The sequence below is a fragment of the Microbacterium sp. MYb64 genome, from assembly GCF_002979495.1.
GTDB classification, from domain to species: domain Bacteria; phylum Actinomycetota; class Actinomycetes; order Actinomycetales; family Microbacteriaceae; genus Microbacterium; species Microbacterium azadirachtae_A.
In genome coordinates, this window is the sequence record NZ_PCOW01000006.1 from 159743 (window position 1) to 175919 (window position 16177).

Sequence of the window (16177 nt, forward strand, 5' to 3'; positions counted from 1 at the left end):
CGCGTGCGGCGACTCGCTACTGCACCGACCACCCGCCGTCCGAGGCGAGGATCGCGCCGTTGATGTTCACGGCGTCGTCCGAGAGCAGGAACGTGATCGACGCGGCGAGGTGCTCGGCCGTGGCCACCGTGGGGATCGCCTGCTGGAACGGCGCGAGCCGGGCGGATCCGTACTCGGACATGTGCGGCGGCATCGGGATACCGGTCGCGACACCGCCGGGAGCGACGGAGTTCACGCGGATCCCCTTCGGGCCGTACATGAAGGCCGCCGACTTGGTGACGCCGATGATGCCGTGCTTGCTGGCCGTGTAGGCGTTGCCGGACGCGTTGCCGCGCAGGCCGGCCTCGCTCGAGACGTTGAGGATGGATCCGCGTCCCGCCGCCTCCATGAGGGGCAGCACCGCGCGCATGAGCTTGAACGGCGCGGTGAGGTTGATCGCGATCACGCGGTCCCAGACGGCGTCGGGCGTCTCGCCGGCGGGGGAGAAGTCGTCGTTGATGCCGGCGACGTTGGCGAGGGCGTCGATGCGGTCGCCCGCTGCGGCGACGACGCGGTCGATCGCGCCCTGCTGGGTGAGGTCGCCGGCGACGGTCACGATGCCGGGGAGCTCCGCGGCGAGGGCGTCGAGCTTGTCCGCCGCGATGTCGCACGCGATGACGCGACCGCCCTCGCGGGCGATGCGCGAGGCGGTGGCCTTGCCGATGCCCGATGCGGCGCCCGTCACGATCACGGTCTTCCCAGCGAAGCGTCCGGGCGTAACCTGCTCGGTCCAGCCCTGCGGGGCGGCATCCGCGGGGATCACTCCGCCGTTCGCCGCGCGCACGAGGTCGTCGACGACGGACTGCGGCATGGCGCCCTGGCTCATCACGACGAGCTGCTGCAGCGGAAGGCCGAGCACGGGGGTGAGAGAGTCGGCGCTCGCGCCGGACTGCGCCAGCAGCCCGCGGATCAGCTCGCCGCCGGTCGCATCTGCCAGCCAGTCGCCGATGGAGGAATTCGCGGTCAGGGCCATGGGTGTCTCCTTCGTTCGCTTGTGGATCCGGTAGGTTCGGCTGCGATCGAATTTCGCAACGGCGCGTCCACTTATTCAAGAGCGTACACCTCGCTACCCTCGGAGGGTGCCTCGTCCGCGCAGTGAGAATGCCCGCCAGTCCGTGCTGGCGGCGATGCGCCGTGCGCTCGCCGCAGACGGCTACGACGCCGTGACGATCGAGGGACTGGCCGCAGAGGCGGGGGTCTCGAAGCAGACGATCTACCGATGGTGGGGCTCGAAGGCGGCGATCCTCGGCGAGGCGCTGCTCGAGGGCTCGCTTCCGGGCGCGGACGTCGCCCTGCCGTTCTCGCGGGACCTGGCGGCGGACCTGCGGGCGTGGTTCGCCACCGCGGGCGAGCACCTGTCCCGCTCAGAGAACGTGGAGCTCGCCCGCGCGCTCATCGCCGTGACCGCGACGGATCCGGAGCTGGGCGCTGCCCTGAACCATCGATTCGCGGATCCGATCGTGTCGTGGATCGTCGCCCGGATCCTCCGTGCTCAGGAGGAAGGCGCGGTGCGGGCAGACGCCGACCCCGCCGCCGTGGCGGACCAGTTCGTCGCGGCGACGTCGTACGCGGCGCTGCTCGGCCGCCCGCTCTCGGCGGACCGCTTGGATGCACTCGTGGACCTGGTGATGCACGGGCTCGCGGTGCGCTGAGTCCCGTCCTTCGCCGGGCCTGTGGATAACTTCTGCGGCGCTCCGGCGGATCTGGCTACGGTGTCGGGATGATTCCCTGGCGCAGTGCTCTCCTCACCACGGCCGTCGTCGCGGGCGTGATCGGGCTCTCAGCCTGCACGCCCGTCCCGACTCCCGAACCGACACCCACCCCGCTGTTCGCAAGCGAAGCGGAAGCGTTCAAGGCGGCGGAGCGGGTGTTTCGCGACTACGTCACAGCCGAGAATGCGCTGCAGGGCGGCGACCAGTCCGCGAAGCCCGAGCTGTATCTGACTGGCGACGCCCTCAGTCGAGACATCGAGTCGAAGCGCGCCTCAAAGGCCAACGGAACCAGGGTTGAAGGCGCAACGAAGCTAGCCAGATTCACTGGCGAAAGTGCTGGACCCGCCAACGGGTCTGTTCGTGCTGCGGTGTGTCTAGACGTTTCGACAACCAAGATTCTTAGCTCTCAGGGGGAGGACATCACACCCGGCTCCAGGCCTGCTCTTGTCAGTCTCGATGTCCGGTTCCTCTCCGAGGGGATCGATCTGAAGATCATCGCGATGTCCCCGGGTGCTGTGCCATGCACATGACATTCGGTCGGACCATCAAGTCGAGCACGGCGCATGTAGGGGCGCTCTTCAGTGTGTTGTCCGTCCTAGCAATTTGCACCGTCGATGTCCCTTTTGTCGTGCAGGATCGGGTCTGCACGTACGAGGAGATCCTCCACGGTGATTGTGTCGCTGGCGGAGGCGATGTCATCGTCGGAGGTTCCGAGACTGACGACAGCGAGCCCCAAACGAACGGGGGCGGCGGCCCCAACCCGGGTAGCAACACCCCAACCCCGTCCCCGCAGGAAGCCTGCGCGGCAACCCCAGGGCCGCCGAGCGCCTATTGCCGCTCACTCAGGCCCGTGGGCGGAGTGGACGCCGTACGGATACCCGGCGGCCGCAGCTGGAGCGTCACCATCACCGATCTCGCCCGATTCGTCCCGTCCGCCGCCACGGTCGGCAGTGAGCCCGGCAACGTCGCGGTCGTCGGCCTGCCGGCGAACTTCCTCAGCAGTGCGAAGACCGAGACCATCCCTGGCACGATCCTCGGCCGGGCGCTGAGTATCCGCTTCACTCCGGTGAACTACGCCTTCGACTACGGCGACGGAGAACGCCGAGACAGCGCAGGGCCCGGCACTGCGTGGGATGCCAACCGCCAGGCGCAGTTCACCCCGACGAATACGAGCCACGTCTACAAGGAAGCCGGTCGGTACACCGCCACGGTCACTGTCACCTACACCGCGGACGTCGACCTCGGCAGCGGCTGGATCCCGATCCGCGGCACCTTGAACGGCCCACCCGCAGCGCAGGAGATCCGTGTCGTCAAGGCGCATACGGCTCTCGTGCTCGGCACCTGTCATGAGCGCCCGTCGGCTCCCGGCTGCTGAAAGGGGATTCCGCAACCATTCAGCCAACCCATAAGGTCGTAACATCGCGGCACGCGGTCACGAGCTCCCGATCCGCTCATCGCCGCCGCACACGCGCTACCCACGCAGGAAAGCAGGACTCTCATGGTAGAGAAGTACGACCAGGCCACATCGGATCCGGCGACGCGAACCCTCGACTCGGTCACCGGGATCAGCAAGAAGGGCCTTCCGACGGGAACCGTCGGCGTGCTCGGCGCCCTGGTGATCGGCATTTCGACGTGCGCGCCCGCCTACACGCTGACGGCCGCCGTCGGCCCGGCGGCGAGCGAGGTCGGTTACCAGACGCCCGCCATTTTCCTCATGGGCTTCATTCCGATGCTGCTCGTCGCGCTCGGCTACCGCGCGCTCAACTCTGCGATGCCCGACTCCGGCACGTCCTTCACCTGGGCGACGCGCGCGTTCGGCCCCTGGATCGGCTGGATGGCGGGATGGGGCCTCGTCGCGGCGACAGTCCTCGTGCTGTCGAACCTCGCCGGCATCGCGGTGGAGTTCCTGTTCCAGTCGATCAGCATCCTCGTCGGGGATCCGTCGATCGCCGATCTGGCGGCGAACAAGTTCATCAACATCCTCGTGTGCCTCGCCTTCATGGCGCTCGCGACCTACATCTCGTACCGCGGCATGACGTCGACGAAGATCTTCCAGTACATCACCGTCATCTTCCAGATGGCCGTCATGGTCTGGTTCGTCGTCGCGATGTTCGTGGGCGCGGGCGACCCCGCCAACAAGCAGGCGAAGATGCCAGAGCTGAGCTGGTTCAACCCGTTCGAGGTGTCGAGCTTCAGCGCCTTCGCGGCAGGCATCGCGGTCTCGATCTTCGTGTACTGGGGCTGGGATACCGTGCTGACCATGGGGGAGGAGACGAAGCCGTCCAAGGGTCGCCTGTCGACCGAGAGCAAGGCGGCCATGATCCTGGTCGGGATCCTCGTCGTCCTCTACGTCGGCACTGCGACCGCGACCGTCGCCTTTGCGGGTCTCGGCGATGGGCCGACCGGCCTCGGCAACCCCGAGATCATCGAGAACGTCTTCGCAGCGCTCGCCCACCCGGTCATGGGGCCGGCGGCGATCCTGCTCTCGCTCGCGATCCTGGTGAGCGCCATGGCGTCGATCAACTCCACGGCGATCTCGCCCGCGCGCACGCTGCTCGCGATGTCGCACTACGGCGCGCTGCCGGCAGCGATCAAGAAGGTGCACCCGAAGTACAAGTCTCCGCACGTGGCGCTGCTGCTCTCCTCGCTCGTCGCCTCCGTGTTCTATGCGGTCATGCGCTTCATCAGCGAAGACGTGCTGTGGGACACCATCACCGCACTCGGCATGATGGTCTGCTTCTACTACGGCATCACGGCCCTCGCGAGCCCCTGGTACTTCCGCAAGTCCGCGTTCCGCGAGGGCCTCGGATCCGTGATCTCGAAGGTCGTGCTCCCGGGCATCGGCGGGATCCTGCTGCTCATCGTGTTCGTGAAGACGACGATCGACGCGATGGACCCGTCGGCCGGATCCGGCAGCAACATCGCCGGGGTGGGCCTGGTCGGGATCATCGGCGTGACCGTGCTCGGGATCGGCGTGATCCTGATGTTCGTGCAGGCCAAGGCGGATCCGGCGTTCTTCCGCGGCGAACGGCTCGCCCAGACCGACGCCACCAAGGACACGTCGGCGCAGCAGGTCTTCGACGACGGGCTGTAAGCCCCGGCGGCGGGTCAGGCCACCGCGCGCCGTCGGGTCGCCATCCGCGGTCCGTCCTGCGTCGCCGTCGGCGCGGAAGCGGTCGTCCGCGCGGCGCGCGCGGGGACACGGAACGTGAGCGGCACCGGGCTGGCGAACTCGGAGGCGAATCGGCCGGTGCCGTGCAGGTCGGCGCCGAGCTCGCGGACGGTCGCGACCAGTTGGGTCAGCTGATGCGACGTCGGCGCCGCGGATCCGTCCGCCTGCACGTCGATGAGCGCCTTCTGGATCGTGCGGGCCGAGGCGATCCGGGTCGCCCGGCCGCGCTCGCCCTCATCCAGTCCGTCCGTCCAGACCCGCGCGTCCGGATGCGAGTAGAAGACGCACGTCTGCAGGTACGGGGCGGAGCCGTGCCGGGCCGCGAGGTGGCCGTGGAACCGCCGGGCCTGCCGCCGCAACTGGAACGCCGGCGACTCGTGCTCGAGCTTCGAACGCACCATCACGGATCCGGCGCTGTCGCGCTTCAACGAGATCGCGTACGACGTCGGCAGCGCGGCCTCGTCGAACAGGATGGACAACGCACCGGCCATCGACGAAGGCTTCTTCCCGTCGAAGATGAGCCCCTTCCAGTTCTTGCTGTCGACGAGGACCACGGCCTTCTCGGTGATCACCAGGTGGTCGAGCTGCACGCAGTACGGCGCGGTGGCCTCGTCGTCGTGCGGAGAGAACACGATGTTCGTCGCGATGATCGCGTCGAGTCCTGCGGCAGTGCACGCGTCGACGAGCAGCTCCCGTGAGGCGAGTTCCCACCGCATGCCCTGCCCTGCGAGCTGCTGGGACTCGGTCCCGGCCTTGACCGCGGCATCGCGCTCGGCCTGCAGGCGGGTGATCTCGGTCTCGTGCTCCGCGAGGCGCTGCTGCGTCTGCGAATCGTTCCGGACGGCCAGCTCGGCGAGCGTCGAGTCGTGCTGCTGCTGGAGCTCCCGCTTCTCGCCCGCGTGCCGAGCGGCGAGCGCGCTCTCCTCCGAGGAATGCGCCTGCTGCGCCGCGGCGAGCTCCTCCTTGGCGCGCCGGGTGCGCCGGCTCATCACCCACGCGATGGCGACGAGGGCGATGAACAAGACCGCGGCGGTGACGATCAGAGCGAGCGTGGATGTCTCCATCCGTCCAGCCAATCAGGCACGGCCGACTTTTCCCGGCAACCGACTGCGCGCCGGACGGATCCGATATTCCGATCGTCAGCGCATCTCGGCGATGGCGCGGTCGGTGTCCTCGAACATGAGCGAGGCGTTGACGGCTCCGCCGATCGCGGAGCCTGCGCCCATGGACATCGGGACATTGGCGGCGAGGTTGGTGATGTTGCCGGCGGCCCAGATCCGCGGGTGACTGGTGCGGCCCGACGGGTCAGTGCGCAGGAGAGGGCCGTGCTCGGTGTCGATGCGGACAAGATCCTCGGGGAGGAATTCGTCGCGCGGGTGGAGTGCCGTTCCGAGGAAGATCGCGTCCGCGGGGGTCGTGACGCCGTCCTCGGTGCGGAGGAGGAGCGCGCCGTCGGCAGCCACCGTCACGGACGTGACAGGCGAAGGGATGATCGTGGTTCCGCGGGCGCTGAGTCGCTGCCTCGTCTCCGTGTCGAGGGGTTCGGCGGCGGCGGTGAATGCCGTGATCCGATCGCTCCACTGCCGGACGAGCTGCGCCTGGAACGGGCTCATCGTGCTCGTCGCGATGACCGCGAGACGCTGCCCCCGCACCTCCCAGCCGTGGCAGTAGGGGCAGTGCAGCACGCGGGTTCCCCAGTGCTCGGCGAGGCCGGGGACGTCGGGGAGGGAATCGGTCACGCCCGTGGCCGCGACGAGCGCGCGAGCGGTGAACGTCTGCGCGTCCAGGTGCGCGGTGACGGCGTCGTCCGATGCGGTGACCTGGTCGACCTGACCATCGATGAACGTGACGTCGTACGGATCGAGTTCGGTGCGTCCGCGGGAGCGCAGCTCGGCGGGTGGCAGGTTGTCGATGCCGAGGACTCCGTGCATGGCGCTCGCGAATCTGTTGCGCGGCTCTGCGCCATCGATGACGAGGACGGAGCGGCGGGCTCTGCCGAGCATGTGCGCGGCGCTGAGCCCTGCCGGGCCGGCCCCCACGATGATCGCGTCGTATTCGGTGTTCATTCCGACAAGGAACCACGCGGGATGCGATTTGGGCGAGCCCTGTTGCAGATCTGCAATTTTGGCTGACTAGACGTCAGTGAGGTGCACCCGCTCGCCCTGCTGCCCGTAGATGGCGATGATCTCCGCCGGGATGTCGTCTCGGGCGTTCGCGATCCAGTGCGGTGTGAGGGTTTCGAACTCGGCAGCTTCCCCGGCCGCGAGCGTGGAGAGCTGGCCCGCGAGCGACAGGTTCACGGTGCCGCTGAGGACGTAGAACCACTCGCGTCCGGGGTGCGTGTTGTCACGCGGCGGCCGGGTCGAGGACTGCGGCGGGTAGATCACCTTGAACGCCTGGAGGCCGCCGGCGTGGACGCCGAGGGGGATGTAGGTGAGCCCGTGCCGTCGCACCGGTCGCAGGTGGACGCGGGGATCTCCGACCCGGGGCGCCGCGACGAGCTCGTCGAGCGGGACCGCGTAGACGCGTGCGAGGGGGAGTAGCTGCTCCAGGGTCGGTCGGATGTGACCGCGTTCGAGGCGGGAGATCGTGCTGGGGGTCAGCCCGGTCTGCGCGGACAGCTCGGCCAGCGTGAGGTTGCGGGCGGTGCGGAATCCGCGCAGCCGGACGCCGACGCCGTCGATCACCTCGTCATCGTCCACACGATCTCCGATCTGTCGGGTCGTTCTGCGGCTGGGGCCGTTTGTGCCGCCGCTGCTCTGCGTGCGCGGTCGAGGTGTGCGTCAGACACGCACGTAGGCAGCACCCTCGAACTGGGCGTCGCTCAGCGCGACGACGGCGGCCGGCACCGTGATGATGCCGGGCTGGAGCGCCTCGACGGAGATGCGATGGCTGCGCAGGCCGCCTTCGCACGCCTCGACCGTGGCGACGTCCGTCGCCGGAAGCGGAGCGGCATCGGCGGCGACGCCGGGGATCGCCGGGCCGTTCACGATGATCCGGATCCGGGTCTCCGGGCGATGCCCGTGCAGGATGCCGGCCATGCCGATGGCCCGGGTGACGTCCTCCGGCCGATCCGACACGTGCAGTACGACGGTTCGCTGGGTGGTCATGGATCCATACTTGCGCATCGGGTGCGGGGCGCTGAGGTCGCGCCCAATCAGCCCTCGAAGACCGGCCGGAGTCTCTCGCGCAGGGCCGGATCGCATACGTAGACGTAAGTCCCGCGCATGCCGCGCGTCAGCAGCACTCCGTAGATGTTCCGGATGAACGTCAGCAACTGGTCATCGGAGAACCCGCCGGCGAAGGATCCAGTGTTCTCCTTGCCCTTCTTATCTCGGTAGTTCTCGCGGTCCGCGATGATCTGCCCGGTCGCGGGATCCAGCCGCAAGTCGGGGCCGATGATCACTCCGGCGTAGTTGAGGTCGTAGCCCTGCACGGTGTGGATCGAGCCGACCTCGTTCGGGGCGCCGGGGGAGTTGATCCAATCCTTGTCAGCCGTATTCCAACGCATCTGCTCGCCGTCGATCTCGATGTCGAAGTCGGCAACACGCTTCTTGTTCTTCCCAGGTTTTGTGACCCAGTCCCAGGCGTATCCGGCGACCAGTCGGGACAACCCGAAGCGGTTGTCGGCGGCGCGGATCGCTGTGCGCATCTCGCTCAGATCGTCGAAGAAGTGGAGGTCGTAGTCGCCGAGATCGGGCCGAGCTGGATCTTCGCCGCGAAGTGCTGCTCGGATGAATCCGACGTAGTCGGCCTCCGCTTTCACGCGCATCTGCGTCATGAGATGGAAGTGGTGGCCGCGATCCGCCGCCGCGTGGACAACCTGCTCCAGCACCGCGGGTGCCAGGTCATGAGGCCGCACGGTTTGGAGTTGATCGACGAGGAGGACCTGATGACGGCTGCGCCCGCGGATCCAATCGAGTTGCGTATGCCCTGGATCGTCATTGCCGAACAGCTGCTCGTTGATGTGCGTGAACTTCTTGTTCTGCACGCCCGAGGCCTGATTCGCACGCTGCCCGAGCCGATGGGCCTCGTCGACGAAGACGAGGTTGAAGTCGTTCTTGGATTCGGCGAGCTGGAAAGGGCTCAGCACTGCCTTCGGATCCAGTCGCGACGTCTTGCCGAACACGCGCTGCACTGACTTGCGCAGGGATTGCTGGGGGATGACGAGTGCCATGCGGAGGCTTGCGAGCAACTCGCGATTGCCCCGGAGGAAGTAGTCGGCGAACAGCGAGTCCTGTTCGATCTCATCACCGTCTTGATAGGCGGCGATGTCGGCGAGCAGCTTCATGAGGAAGATGGCGACAATCGTCTTGCCTGTTCCCGGGCCGCCCTGGACGACGAGCGTCGAGCGCGCCTCGGGCTCGCGTAGATCGTCGAGGAGAGCCTTCAGGATGTTGTCGACGGTGAAGATCTGATCGCGGTTGAGCGCTTTGAACGGCGACAGCTTGAACATGTCGCTGTTCTCGATCTTGTCAATGCTCCGTGTGAACAGCCCGTCCCTGCGCAACTCTTCGAAGATGTCGCGGAAAGACTCCCGGTAGCGACTGCGATCGAAGTACTGCGCATCGGAGGCGAGCCCTGCGTTGCCGTTCAGTACCTGATATCTGCCGTCGCCGGAGAACCAGCGGATGAGATGCGTCTCTAGGTCGAGGCAGGCGGACTTGTTGAACCGCTCGTCGACGACGACATGGATCGTCTCGAGTCGTGCTCCGCGTTTCGGTCCGGCCAGATGCTGGACCATGCGCTTGTGCGTGTTCACCGTCTCGCCGACGTACAGATCCGGTGCGGCGCGCCGGTGCGGGGCGCCGTCGATCACATACACGACCGGCCAGTTCGTGAGTTGCGGATCCGTGAGCGCCTGCGCGTCGATCGCGCCCCTCTGAAAGGGAACGTGCTCGATGCGCGTCATGAAGGATCCGCGTCTGATGTGGTGCCGGAAACGTCGTTCGCCTGAGCCTTCGCGTCGCGCTCGGACGCGAGCTGGGTGTACTTCACCATCCGTCCTCGTGCTTGGTCGGCCGGGTACTTTGCCCGGGTCGACTCGAGCTTCCGCAGCACGATGTCGTCGAGGTCGACGCCGATCCGGTTCGCAAGGTGAATGCAGTACGTGACGACGTCGGCGAGCTCCTCTTCGACTTGCGTCTGGTCGAACTCGCCACCCCATTGGAAGCACTCGAGCAGTTCGCCGGACTCGATCGCGATGCTCTTCGCGAGGTTCTCCGGGGAGTGGAACTGGTCCCAGTCGCGCTCCTCGACGAAAGTGCGGAGGGCGGCGAGGGTAGTAGGGGACGGCATGGGGGTGAGGCTAGCAGGCGGCTCGCTCGGGACGGGCGGCGGTCCAGGGTGCCAAATCATGAGACCTCGTCGCCGATAGATTGAGCACATGAAGAGGCTGCCCCTTGAACAACAGGCGATTCGAGAGGATGTCTTCCGATGGCTGGATGCTCGTCGAAACTCGGGAGCGTACGAGTTCAGCCGAGAGGAACTTACGAACTACACCTACAATGGTGAGCGGATCCCTCTGCTGGATACAAGTCGCGGGATCCGCAACCCAGCAGACTTCGACGCGACGCTCACCATCATGACGAGCTCGAAGAAGACAGAGTACGCAGACGGCATTAGCCCTGAGGGTCTTGTGCGGTATTCCTATCAGTCGCGCGATGGGGGCGACAACGTAAAGCTCCGTGCTGCATACGAGAACGGGGATCCCCTTGCCTATTTTCTCGGCGTACGACCTGGGCATTATGTCGCCTTTTATCCCGTGTATGTCGTGCATGACGATCCGGTCAACCGGCAAGTACACCTCGCTCTCGATGAGTCGCTGCGCTTCTTTGAAGACCCGTTGCATTTGAAGGAAACCGAGCGCCGGTATGCCGAGCGCCTAGTCCGCGCGCGCCTACATCAGCCGGTGTTTCGCGCGCGAGTTCTGCGGGCCTACGCATCGTCGTGCGCGATCTGCGATCTGAAGCATCCGGAATTGCTGGATGCTGCCCATATCATCGCCGATTCCGAGGACGGCGGCGTGGCGGACGTGACCAACGGGCTCGCGCTCTGCAAGATCCATCACGCTTCGTACGACCAGAACCTGTTGGGGATTACCCCTGACTACCAGGTGCGAATCGATCGTGATCTGCTCGACGAAGTGGACGGTCCGATGCTGCGGTATGGGCTGCAGAACATGCACGGTCAGAAACTGTCGCTGCCCCGGCGTGAAATGGAATGGCCGTCCAAGGAAGGTCTTGCCGTCCGATTCGCGATCTTCTCCGGATAAGTTGCACGGCAAGCGCCGCTACTTGTCGGGGGTTTGCCTATTCGCGTGCTCGCACATGATGCGTTCGACTGTGGGCACGTCTGCCGGAGCCCACTCGACACTGCGTAGGTGAGGAATTGGTATCCAACGGATCTCCGAATGCTCAGTTCGTCTTGGTTCAGCGCCGATCAGCGTCGCATAGAACGTGGAGATCCTGACGACGCCAAAGTCATATTCGTGGGTTGTGGTTGCAACGTGCTTTCCGATTCGGACAGTACACAAAAGCTCTTCAAGCATTTCGCGCACGAGGGCATCCTCCGCGCGTTCGCCAGCCTCAATCTTTCCCCCAGGGAACTCCCATTGTCCGGCGAGAGACATCTGAGGCCCCCTCCGGGCCGCTAAGACGGTGCCGTCCCGTATGACAACCGCGCCGACGACTTCGATCTGCTTCTTCAATCGGAACTCCGGGCTTTTGGGGCGTGCGGCCGCCGCATGGTTCGCGGTGTCACGCCCTGGCATGGGGCGAGCCGCCGGGCCGCCGCGATCTTGGTTTCCGTGTGTGGACATGGTCAGGCGGCCCATCCTGAACGTCACCAGTCCACCAGTTCCACGTCGCAATGCAGTCGGGCTGCCTTCGCCAGCCTCCGGTCGAGCGTCAGCAGGGGGCATCGGAACGCCTCCGCGAGCGCGACATAACTCGCGTCATAAGTGGAGAAGTTGCTTCGAAGTGCCAGCACTCTCGGGATCATCGGCAGCGTGGGGTGGAGGTCGATGGGGAGGCGAAGAAGGTCGTTGCAGGCGACGTCGAGGTCATGACTGTCGAGATGTCCCCCGAGGTGCAAGCCGCGGAGCGCCGAGGCGGTCTCGACGGGCAGGACGTCGGGAGCGATGAGAGTCTCGCTCACGAGGCGGTCGAGCAGCGGCGGAGCGGTTCCGTGATCGACGAGCAACTCGACCACCGCCGAGGCGTCGACGACGATCATCGACCCCGCCGGCCGTCTCGAATCGCCTTGAGGATCGTTTCGCGAGGGATGTGCCGTGGCGGGCGCTGACCCAGCTCCGTGAGCACTTCCGTCAGCGTCGGCCGCTCAGCCAGGTGCGTGAGCTCCGCCGTCAGGTACTGCTGAAGCGACTGTCCGCGCGCTTCCGCTCGCGCTGACAGAACGGAGTGCACCGCCGGGTCGAGGTCTCGAATCAGCACGTTCGGCATGCTTACAGTATGCATGCGTGTCATCCGATCTGATAGCGGATACCGAACCCTGCGTCCGCGACCCGTTGAGCGAACTCTCTGGCGCGGACGAGATTGCCTGGCACGCAGTCGCGGCCGCCTTCGAATCGACAACCGACCTCGACGAAGCTCGCGGGGTCGGCGAGGAGTTCGCCCAGGTCGTCGGCGATCGCGCGAGCGGCATCGTTGTCGAGGGTCTTGGTGTACGGCAACCAGCCGTAGCGGTGGTGCGTGACGGCGCCTTCGACGAGCGCGAAGGACGCGCGAGCCGGAGGGCCTCCTAGGAGAAGTTGAAGCTCGGGATAGCACTTGTCGAGGTCGAGGGTGGGATCTTCTCCCGGCTCCCAGTGATCCCAAGCATCGGCTCCGTCGAAGCATCCCCGCGGGCACTCTCGTGACTGAGCGATCTGCCTGGTCGAAACCGCGAAAGCGAAGTATCTGATTCCCATCCGCTCAGCCTGCGTCGTGACCCCAACGGAGGTCCGCACCACGAACGGACCAGGGGAAGAACTCGTACCAGTTTCGAGATGTGCGGGACGAGTCCGCGAGAAGTCGCTCAGGGCTAGCGCGGATCGTATCAACAAGTGAGAAGCGTTCGACAAGATCAATATGCGTCATGATTGGCGTTAAGTAGGCTTCTTATTGATCTCCGATTTGGCGAGTATCCGTCCGCGGGCGGATACTCGACCCGTCCCGGACGCCGATCCCGCCCAGGGTCCAACAATGAACGCATCCGCCCCTTCCGTGCCTTCCGCGCCGGCCCGCAGCATCGCCGTCATCGGTGCCGGGCGGCTCGGCAGCGTGCTCGCACGGGCGCTCGGTGAAGCTGGACTCGACGTGAATGGGCCGCTCGGACGCGGCGACGCGATCCCCGCGAGCGACCTCGTTGTTCTGTGCGTTCCTGACGCGGCGATCCACGACGCGGCAGAGGCTGCGCGCCCGCATGCGCGGCTGATCGGTCACGTCTCCGGGGCGACGGGTCTCGACGACGTCGACTTCAGCATCCATCCGCTGCAGACGTTCACAGGGTCCGAGTCGCCCGTCGTCTTCCACGGCATCGGCGCAGCGATCGACGGACGAACGCCGGAAGCCCTGGCGATAGCGGAGCAGCTGACCCACGCCATCGGGGCGCACCCGTTCCGCGTCGACGACGCGCACCGTGCGGGGTACCACGCGTCCGCCTCGATCGCCTCGAACCTGCTGCTCGCCGTGCTCGACGCGGCCGAGCAGGTTGCTGGGTCGGCCGGGATCCCTTCGGCAGAGGCGCGTGCGATCCTCGCCCCGCTCGTGCGGCAGACCGTCGAGAACTGGGTCGAGGTCGGCGCCGCGGAGGCGCTCACCGGGCCGATCGCCCGAGGCGACGAGGAGACCGTTACCCGGCAGCGGGCGGCCGTCGTGGACGGCGTCCCCGAACTGCTCCCGCTGATTGACGCGCTGACCGCGCAGACCCGTGCGCTCGCTGCGACCGCCGGTGACGGCGTTTCGTCTCGCTTCGCGGTTCCTGAGCGAGGAGCAGAGCGACGAGACGAAGGGCGCTCAGGAACCGTGGAACGTGAGTCGACGACCGATTCCGAGAGGAGCCGCGCATGAGGATCATCCGCACGATCGCCGAGGTGCGCGCGGCCGTCCGCGACGCCCGGAACCAGGACAGGACCGTGGGCCTCGTGCCGACCATGGGCGCCTTCCACGCCGGTCACCTGTCGCTCATGAGGGAAGCCAGGGCGAACAACGACCTGGTCGTGGTGTCGCTGTTCGTGAACCCGACCCAGTTCGGTGCGAACGAGGACCTCAGCAGCTACCCGCGCGACGAGGAGCGCGACGCCGGCCTCGCTGAGCAGAGCGGCGTCGACATCCTCTTCGCTCCGGAACCTGCCGAGATCTACCCCGACGGCTTCGCCACGACGATCCATATCAGCGGCATCACCGACGTGCTCGACGGCGCCAGCCGCGGCGCGCATCACTTCGACGGCGTCGCCACGGTCGTCGCAAAGCTGTTCGGTATCGTCGCCCCCGACGTCGCCTACTTCGGGCAGAAGGATGCGCAGCAGGTCCTCGTGGTCCGCCGGCTCGTGCGCGACCTGAACCTCGACGTGCGGATCGAGGCGTGCCCGATCGTGCGCGAGGCCGACGGTCTCGCGATGAGCTCGCGCAACGTCTACCTCGACGCCGACGCCCGTGCGCAGGCGACGGCGCTCAACCGGGCACTCGACGCGGCACAGACTCTCGCTGAGACAGGGGAGCGCGACGCCGACGCCCTCACCGCCGCGGCCCGGACCGTCCTCACCGCTGCCGGCATCACTCCCGAGTACCTCGAGCTCCGTGACGCCGAAACTCTGCAGCCCGTCACCCGTCTCGACGGCGAAGGGCTGCTCGCGGTCGCCGCTCGCGTGGGCGCTGCACGACTGATCGACAACCACATCCTTCGTTCTGCCGACAGGAGAGGCGACGCCTGATGCGACGCACCATGCTGAAGTCGAAGATCCACCGCGCGACGATCACCGGATCCGACCTGCACTACGTCGGATCCATCACGATCGACCCCGACCTGCTCGAGGCTGCGGACATCCTCCCGCACGAGCAGGTGCACGTGGTCGATGTGGACAACGGATCCCGCTTCGAGACCTACACGATCGCGGGACAGCGCGGATCCGGGGTGATCCAGGTCAACGGCGCCGCCGCCCGTCTTGTGCACACCGGCGACACCGTGATCGTCATCTCCTACGCCGACTACTCGCGCGAGGACCTCGCGGACTACGCGCCGACCGTGGTGCATGTCGACCGGTCGAACGCCATCATCCAGGTCGATTCGGCCGTTGACACGCTGCTGACGGAGGCCCTCGCATGCGCCGCACTGAGCGACCGGAGGGAGACGAAGTGAGCGCGCACGCCGCCCCCGCTCGTCGGCTCACGCTCGGCGACCTCGCCGCGAAGAAGGCCGCGGGCGAGCCGATCGTGATGGTCACCGCATACGACCACCCCGGCGCGCAGATCGTCGAGGCGGCCGGCGTCGACATGGTGCTCGTGGGCGATTCCGCCGCGATGACCGTGCTCGGTTACGACAGCACGGTGCCCGTGTCGGTCGACGAGATGATCATGCTCACGAAGGCCGTGCGCCGGGGGCTCACGAAACCGCTGCTGGTCGCGGATCTGCCGTTCGGCTCATACGAGACCTCGGATGCGCAGGCTCTCGCCACGGCCCAGCGCTTCATCAAGGAGACCGGCTGCGACCTCGTCAAGATCGAGCGGGGCGGCACCTCGGTCGATCGGGCGCGGGCGCTCGTCTCCGCGGGGATCCCCGTCGTCGGCCATGTGGGCCTCACCCCGCAGACGGCGACGTCGCTCGGCGGCTACCGTTCCCAGGGGCGCACCGCCGAGGCCGCCCTCGCGGTGATCGACAGCGCGGTCGCGCTGCAGGATGCGGGATGCTCGGTGCTCGTCGTCGAGGCGGTGCCGAGCGAGGTCACCACGGCGCTCATGCCCCTGCTCGACATCCCGGTGATCGGCATCGGCGCCGGATCCGCCACAGACGGGCAGGTGCTCGTCTTCCACGACCTGCTCGGGATCTACGACGGCGGCGCGGCCAAGTTCGTGAAGCGCTACGCCGACCTGCGATCCGCCGCGATCGACGGCGTCACCGCCTACGCCGACGAGGTGCGCGAGCATGTGTATCCAGCCCCGGAGCACGCGTACTCGATGCCCGCCGACGAAGTCGCGCGGCTGCGGGAGATGCTCGCCGGGCGGTGACGCCGTCGATCGCGGCGGATCGCAGGTCG

General features: G+C 66.9%; 20 protein-coding genes. 9 read left to right on the plus strand and 11 right to left on the minus strand.

What is annotated here, in order from left to right:
* Nucleotides 1-16 precede the first annotated feature (16 nt).
* The gene (locus tag CQ044_RS08155) at nt 17-1012 is read right to left on the minus strand and encodes an SDR family NAD(P)-dependent oxidoreductase (protein WP_105688003.1); all 996 of its coding nucleotides are present in this window, start codon (nt 1010-1012) and stop codon (nt 17-19) included.
* A gap of 106 nt (nt 1013-1118) precedes the next feature.
* Here CQ044_RS08155 and CQ044_RS08160 point away from each other — a divergent pair, with 106 nt between their 5' ends.
* The 4 genes from CQ044_RS08160 to CQ044_RS08170 all read left to right on the plus strand — a co-directional run bounded on the left by CQ044_RS08160 (nt 1119) and on the right by CQ044_RS08170 (nt 4845).
* Entirely contained in the window at nt 1119-1691 is a 573-nt protein-coding gene (locus CQ044_RS08160; RefSeq protein ID WP_258133210.1) for a TetR/AcrR family transcriptional regulator, read from the plus strand.
* Between the two features lie 68 nt (nt 1692-1759).
* The gene (locus CQ044_RS19400) at nt 1760-2281 is read left to right on the plus strand and encodes a hypothetical protein (RefSeq protein ID WP_146116759.1); all 522 of its coding nucleotides are present in this window, start codon (nt 1760-1762) and stop codon (nt 2279-2281) included.
* A 320-nt stretch (nt 2282-2601) separates the two neighbouring features.
* Nucleotides 2602-3126 (plus strand): hypothetical protein, encoded by a 525-nt coding sequence (locus tag CQ044_RS08165; RefSeq protein WP_146116760.1) that lies wholly within the window; start codon nt 2602-2604, stop codon nt 3124-3126.
* Between the two features lie 123 nt (nt 3127-3249).
* Nucleotides 3250-4845: an APC family permease gene (locus tag CQ044_RS08170; protein ID WP_105688005.1), complete on the plus strand. Its 1596-nt coding sequence runs from the start codon at nt 3250-3252 to the stop codon at nt 4843-4845.
* Nucleotides 4846-4859: 14 nt separating this feature from the next.
* On the opposite strand, the gene CQ044_RS08175 is transcribed toward CQ044_RS08170, so the two are convergent.
* The 6 genes from CQ044_RS08175 to CQ044_RS08200 all read right to left on the minus strand — a co-directional run bounded on the left by CQ044_RS08175 (nt 4860) and on the right by CQ044_RS08200 (nt 10221).
* The gene (locus CQ044_RS08175) at nt 4860-5987 is read right to left on the minus strand and encodes a nuclease-related domain-containing protein (RefSeq protein ID WP_105688006.1); all 1128 of its coding nucleotides are present in this window, start codon (nt 5985-5987) and stop codon (nt 4860-4862) included.
* 75 nt (nt 5988-6062) lie between these two features.
* Entirely contained in the window at nt 6063-6989 is a 927-nt protein-coding gene (locus CQ044_RS08180; RefSeq protein ID WP_105688007.1) for an NAD(P)/FAD-dependent oxidoreductase, read from the minus strand.
* Between the two features lie 66 nt (nt 6990-7055).
* Nucleotides 7056-7625, minus strand: coding sequence for a helix-turn-helix domain-containing protein (locus CQ044_RS08185; protein ID WP_105688008.1), 570 nt, complete (start codon nt 7623-7625; stop codon nt 7056-7058).
* 81 nt (nt 7626-7706) lie between these two features.
* Nucleotides 7707-8033, minus strand: coding sequence for a hypothetical protein (locus CQ044_RS08190; RefSeq protein ID WP_105688009.1), 327 nt, complete (start codon nt 8031-8033; stop codon nt 7707-7709).
* A 47-nt stretch (nt 8034-8080) separates the two neighbouring features.
* The gene (locus tag CQ044_RS08195) at nt 8081-9835 is read right to left on the minus strand and encodes a DUF2075 domain-containing protein (RefSeq protein ID WP_105688010.1); all 1755 of its coding nucleotides are present in this window, start codon (nt 9833-9835) and stop codon (nt 8081-8083) included.
* A complete protein-coding gene (locus CQ044_RS08200) occupies nt 9832-10221 on the minus strand; it encodes a nucleotide pyrophosphohydrolase (RefSeq protein ID WP_105688011.1) in 390 nt (129 codons plus the stop codon). The genes CQ044_RS08195 and CQ044_RS08200 overlap by 4 nt, the downstream gene beginning before the upstream one ends.
* 88 nt (nt 10222-10309) lie before the next feature.
* Between CQ044_RS08200 and CQ044_RS08205 the strand changes: the two genes are divergently transcribed.
* The gene (locus tag CQ044_RS08205; protein WP_219844937.1) at nt 10310-11197 is read left to right on the plus strand and encodes an HNH endonuclease; all 888 of its coding nucleotides are present in this window, start codon (nt 10310-10312) and stop codon (nt 11195-11197) included.
* 18 nt (nt 11198-11215) lie between these two features.
* Here the strand turns inward: CQ044_RS08205 and CQ044_RS08210 are convergent, their stop codons facing one another.
* The 4 genes from CQ044_RS08210 to CQ044_RS08225 all read right to left on the minus strand — a co-directional run bounded on the left by CQ044_RS08210 (nt 11216) and on the right by CQ044_RS08225 (nt 12853).
* Nucleotides 11216-11632: a (deoxy)nucleoside triphosphate pyrophosphohydrolase gene (locus CQ044_RS08210; RefSeq protein WP_105688012.1), complete on the minus strand. Its 417-nt coding sequence runs from the start codon at nt 11630-11632 to the stop codon at nt 11216-11218.
* 134 nt (nt 11633-11766) lie between these two features.
* Nucleotides 11767-12159, minus strand: coding sequence for a type II toxin-antitoxin system VapC family toxin (locus tag CQ044_RS08215; RefSeq protein ID WP_105688013.1), 393 nt, complete (start codon nt 12157-12159; stop codon nt 11767-11769).
* Nucleotides 12156-12386, minus strand: a complete 231-nt coding sequence (locus CQ044_RS08220) for a hypothetical protein (protein ID WP_146116761.1) — start codon at nt 12384-12386, stop codon at nt 12156-12158. The genes CQ044_RS08215 and CQ044_RS08220 overlap by 4 nt, the downstream gene beginning before the upstream one ends.
* Nucleotides 12387-12406: 20 nt before the next feature.
* On the minus strand, nt 12407-12853 hold the full coding sequence (locus CQ044_RS08225) for a hypothetical protein (RefSeq protein WP_105688015.1): 447 nt from the start codon (nt 12851-12853) through the stop codon (nt 12407-12409).
* A 274-nt stretch (nt 12854-13127) separates the two neighbouring features.
* Between CQ044_RS08225 and CQ044_RS08230 the strand changes: the two genes are divergently transcribed.
* Genes CQ044_RS08230 through panB form a run of 4 tightly spaced genes read left to right on the plus strand, consistent with a single transcriptional unit; the run spans nt 13128 to nt 16148 of the window.
* Nucleotides 13128-13994 carry a DUF2520 domain-containing protein gene (locus tag CQ044_RS08230; protein ID WP_105688016.1) on the plus strand — a complete coding sequence of 289 codons (867 nt, stop codon included), beginning with the start codon at nt 13128-13130 and terminating at the stop codon, nt 13992-13994.
* Entirely contained in the window at nt 13991-14857 is an 867-nt protein-coding gene (panC, locus tag CQ044_RS08235; RefSeq protein ID WP_105688017.1) for a pantoate--beta-alanine ligase, read from the plus strand. Before CQ044_RS08230 ends, panC begins: the two co-directional genes overlap by 4 nt.
* Nucleotides 14857-15282, plus strand: coding sequence for an aspartate 1-decarboxylase (gene panD, locus CQ044_RS08240; RefSeq protein ID WP_105688018.1), 426 nt, complete (start codon nt 14857-14859; stop codon nt 15280-15282). The genes panC and panD overlap by 1 nt, the downstream gene beginning before the upstream one ends.
* The gene (gene panB / locus CQ044_RS08245; RefSeq protein WP_105688019.1) at nt 15279-16148 is read left to right on the plus strand and encodes a 3-methyl-2-oxobutanoate hydroxymethyltransferase; all 870 of its coding nucleotides are present in this window, start codon (nt 15279-15281) and stop codon (nt 16146-16148) included. Before panD ends, panB begins: the two co-directional genes overlap by 4 nt.
* Nucleotides 16149-16177 lie beyond the last annotated feature (29 nt).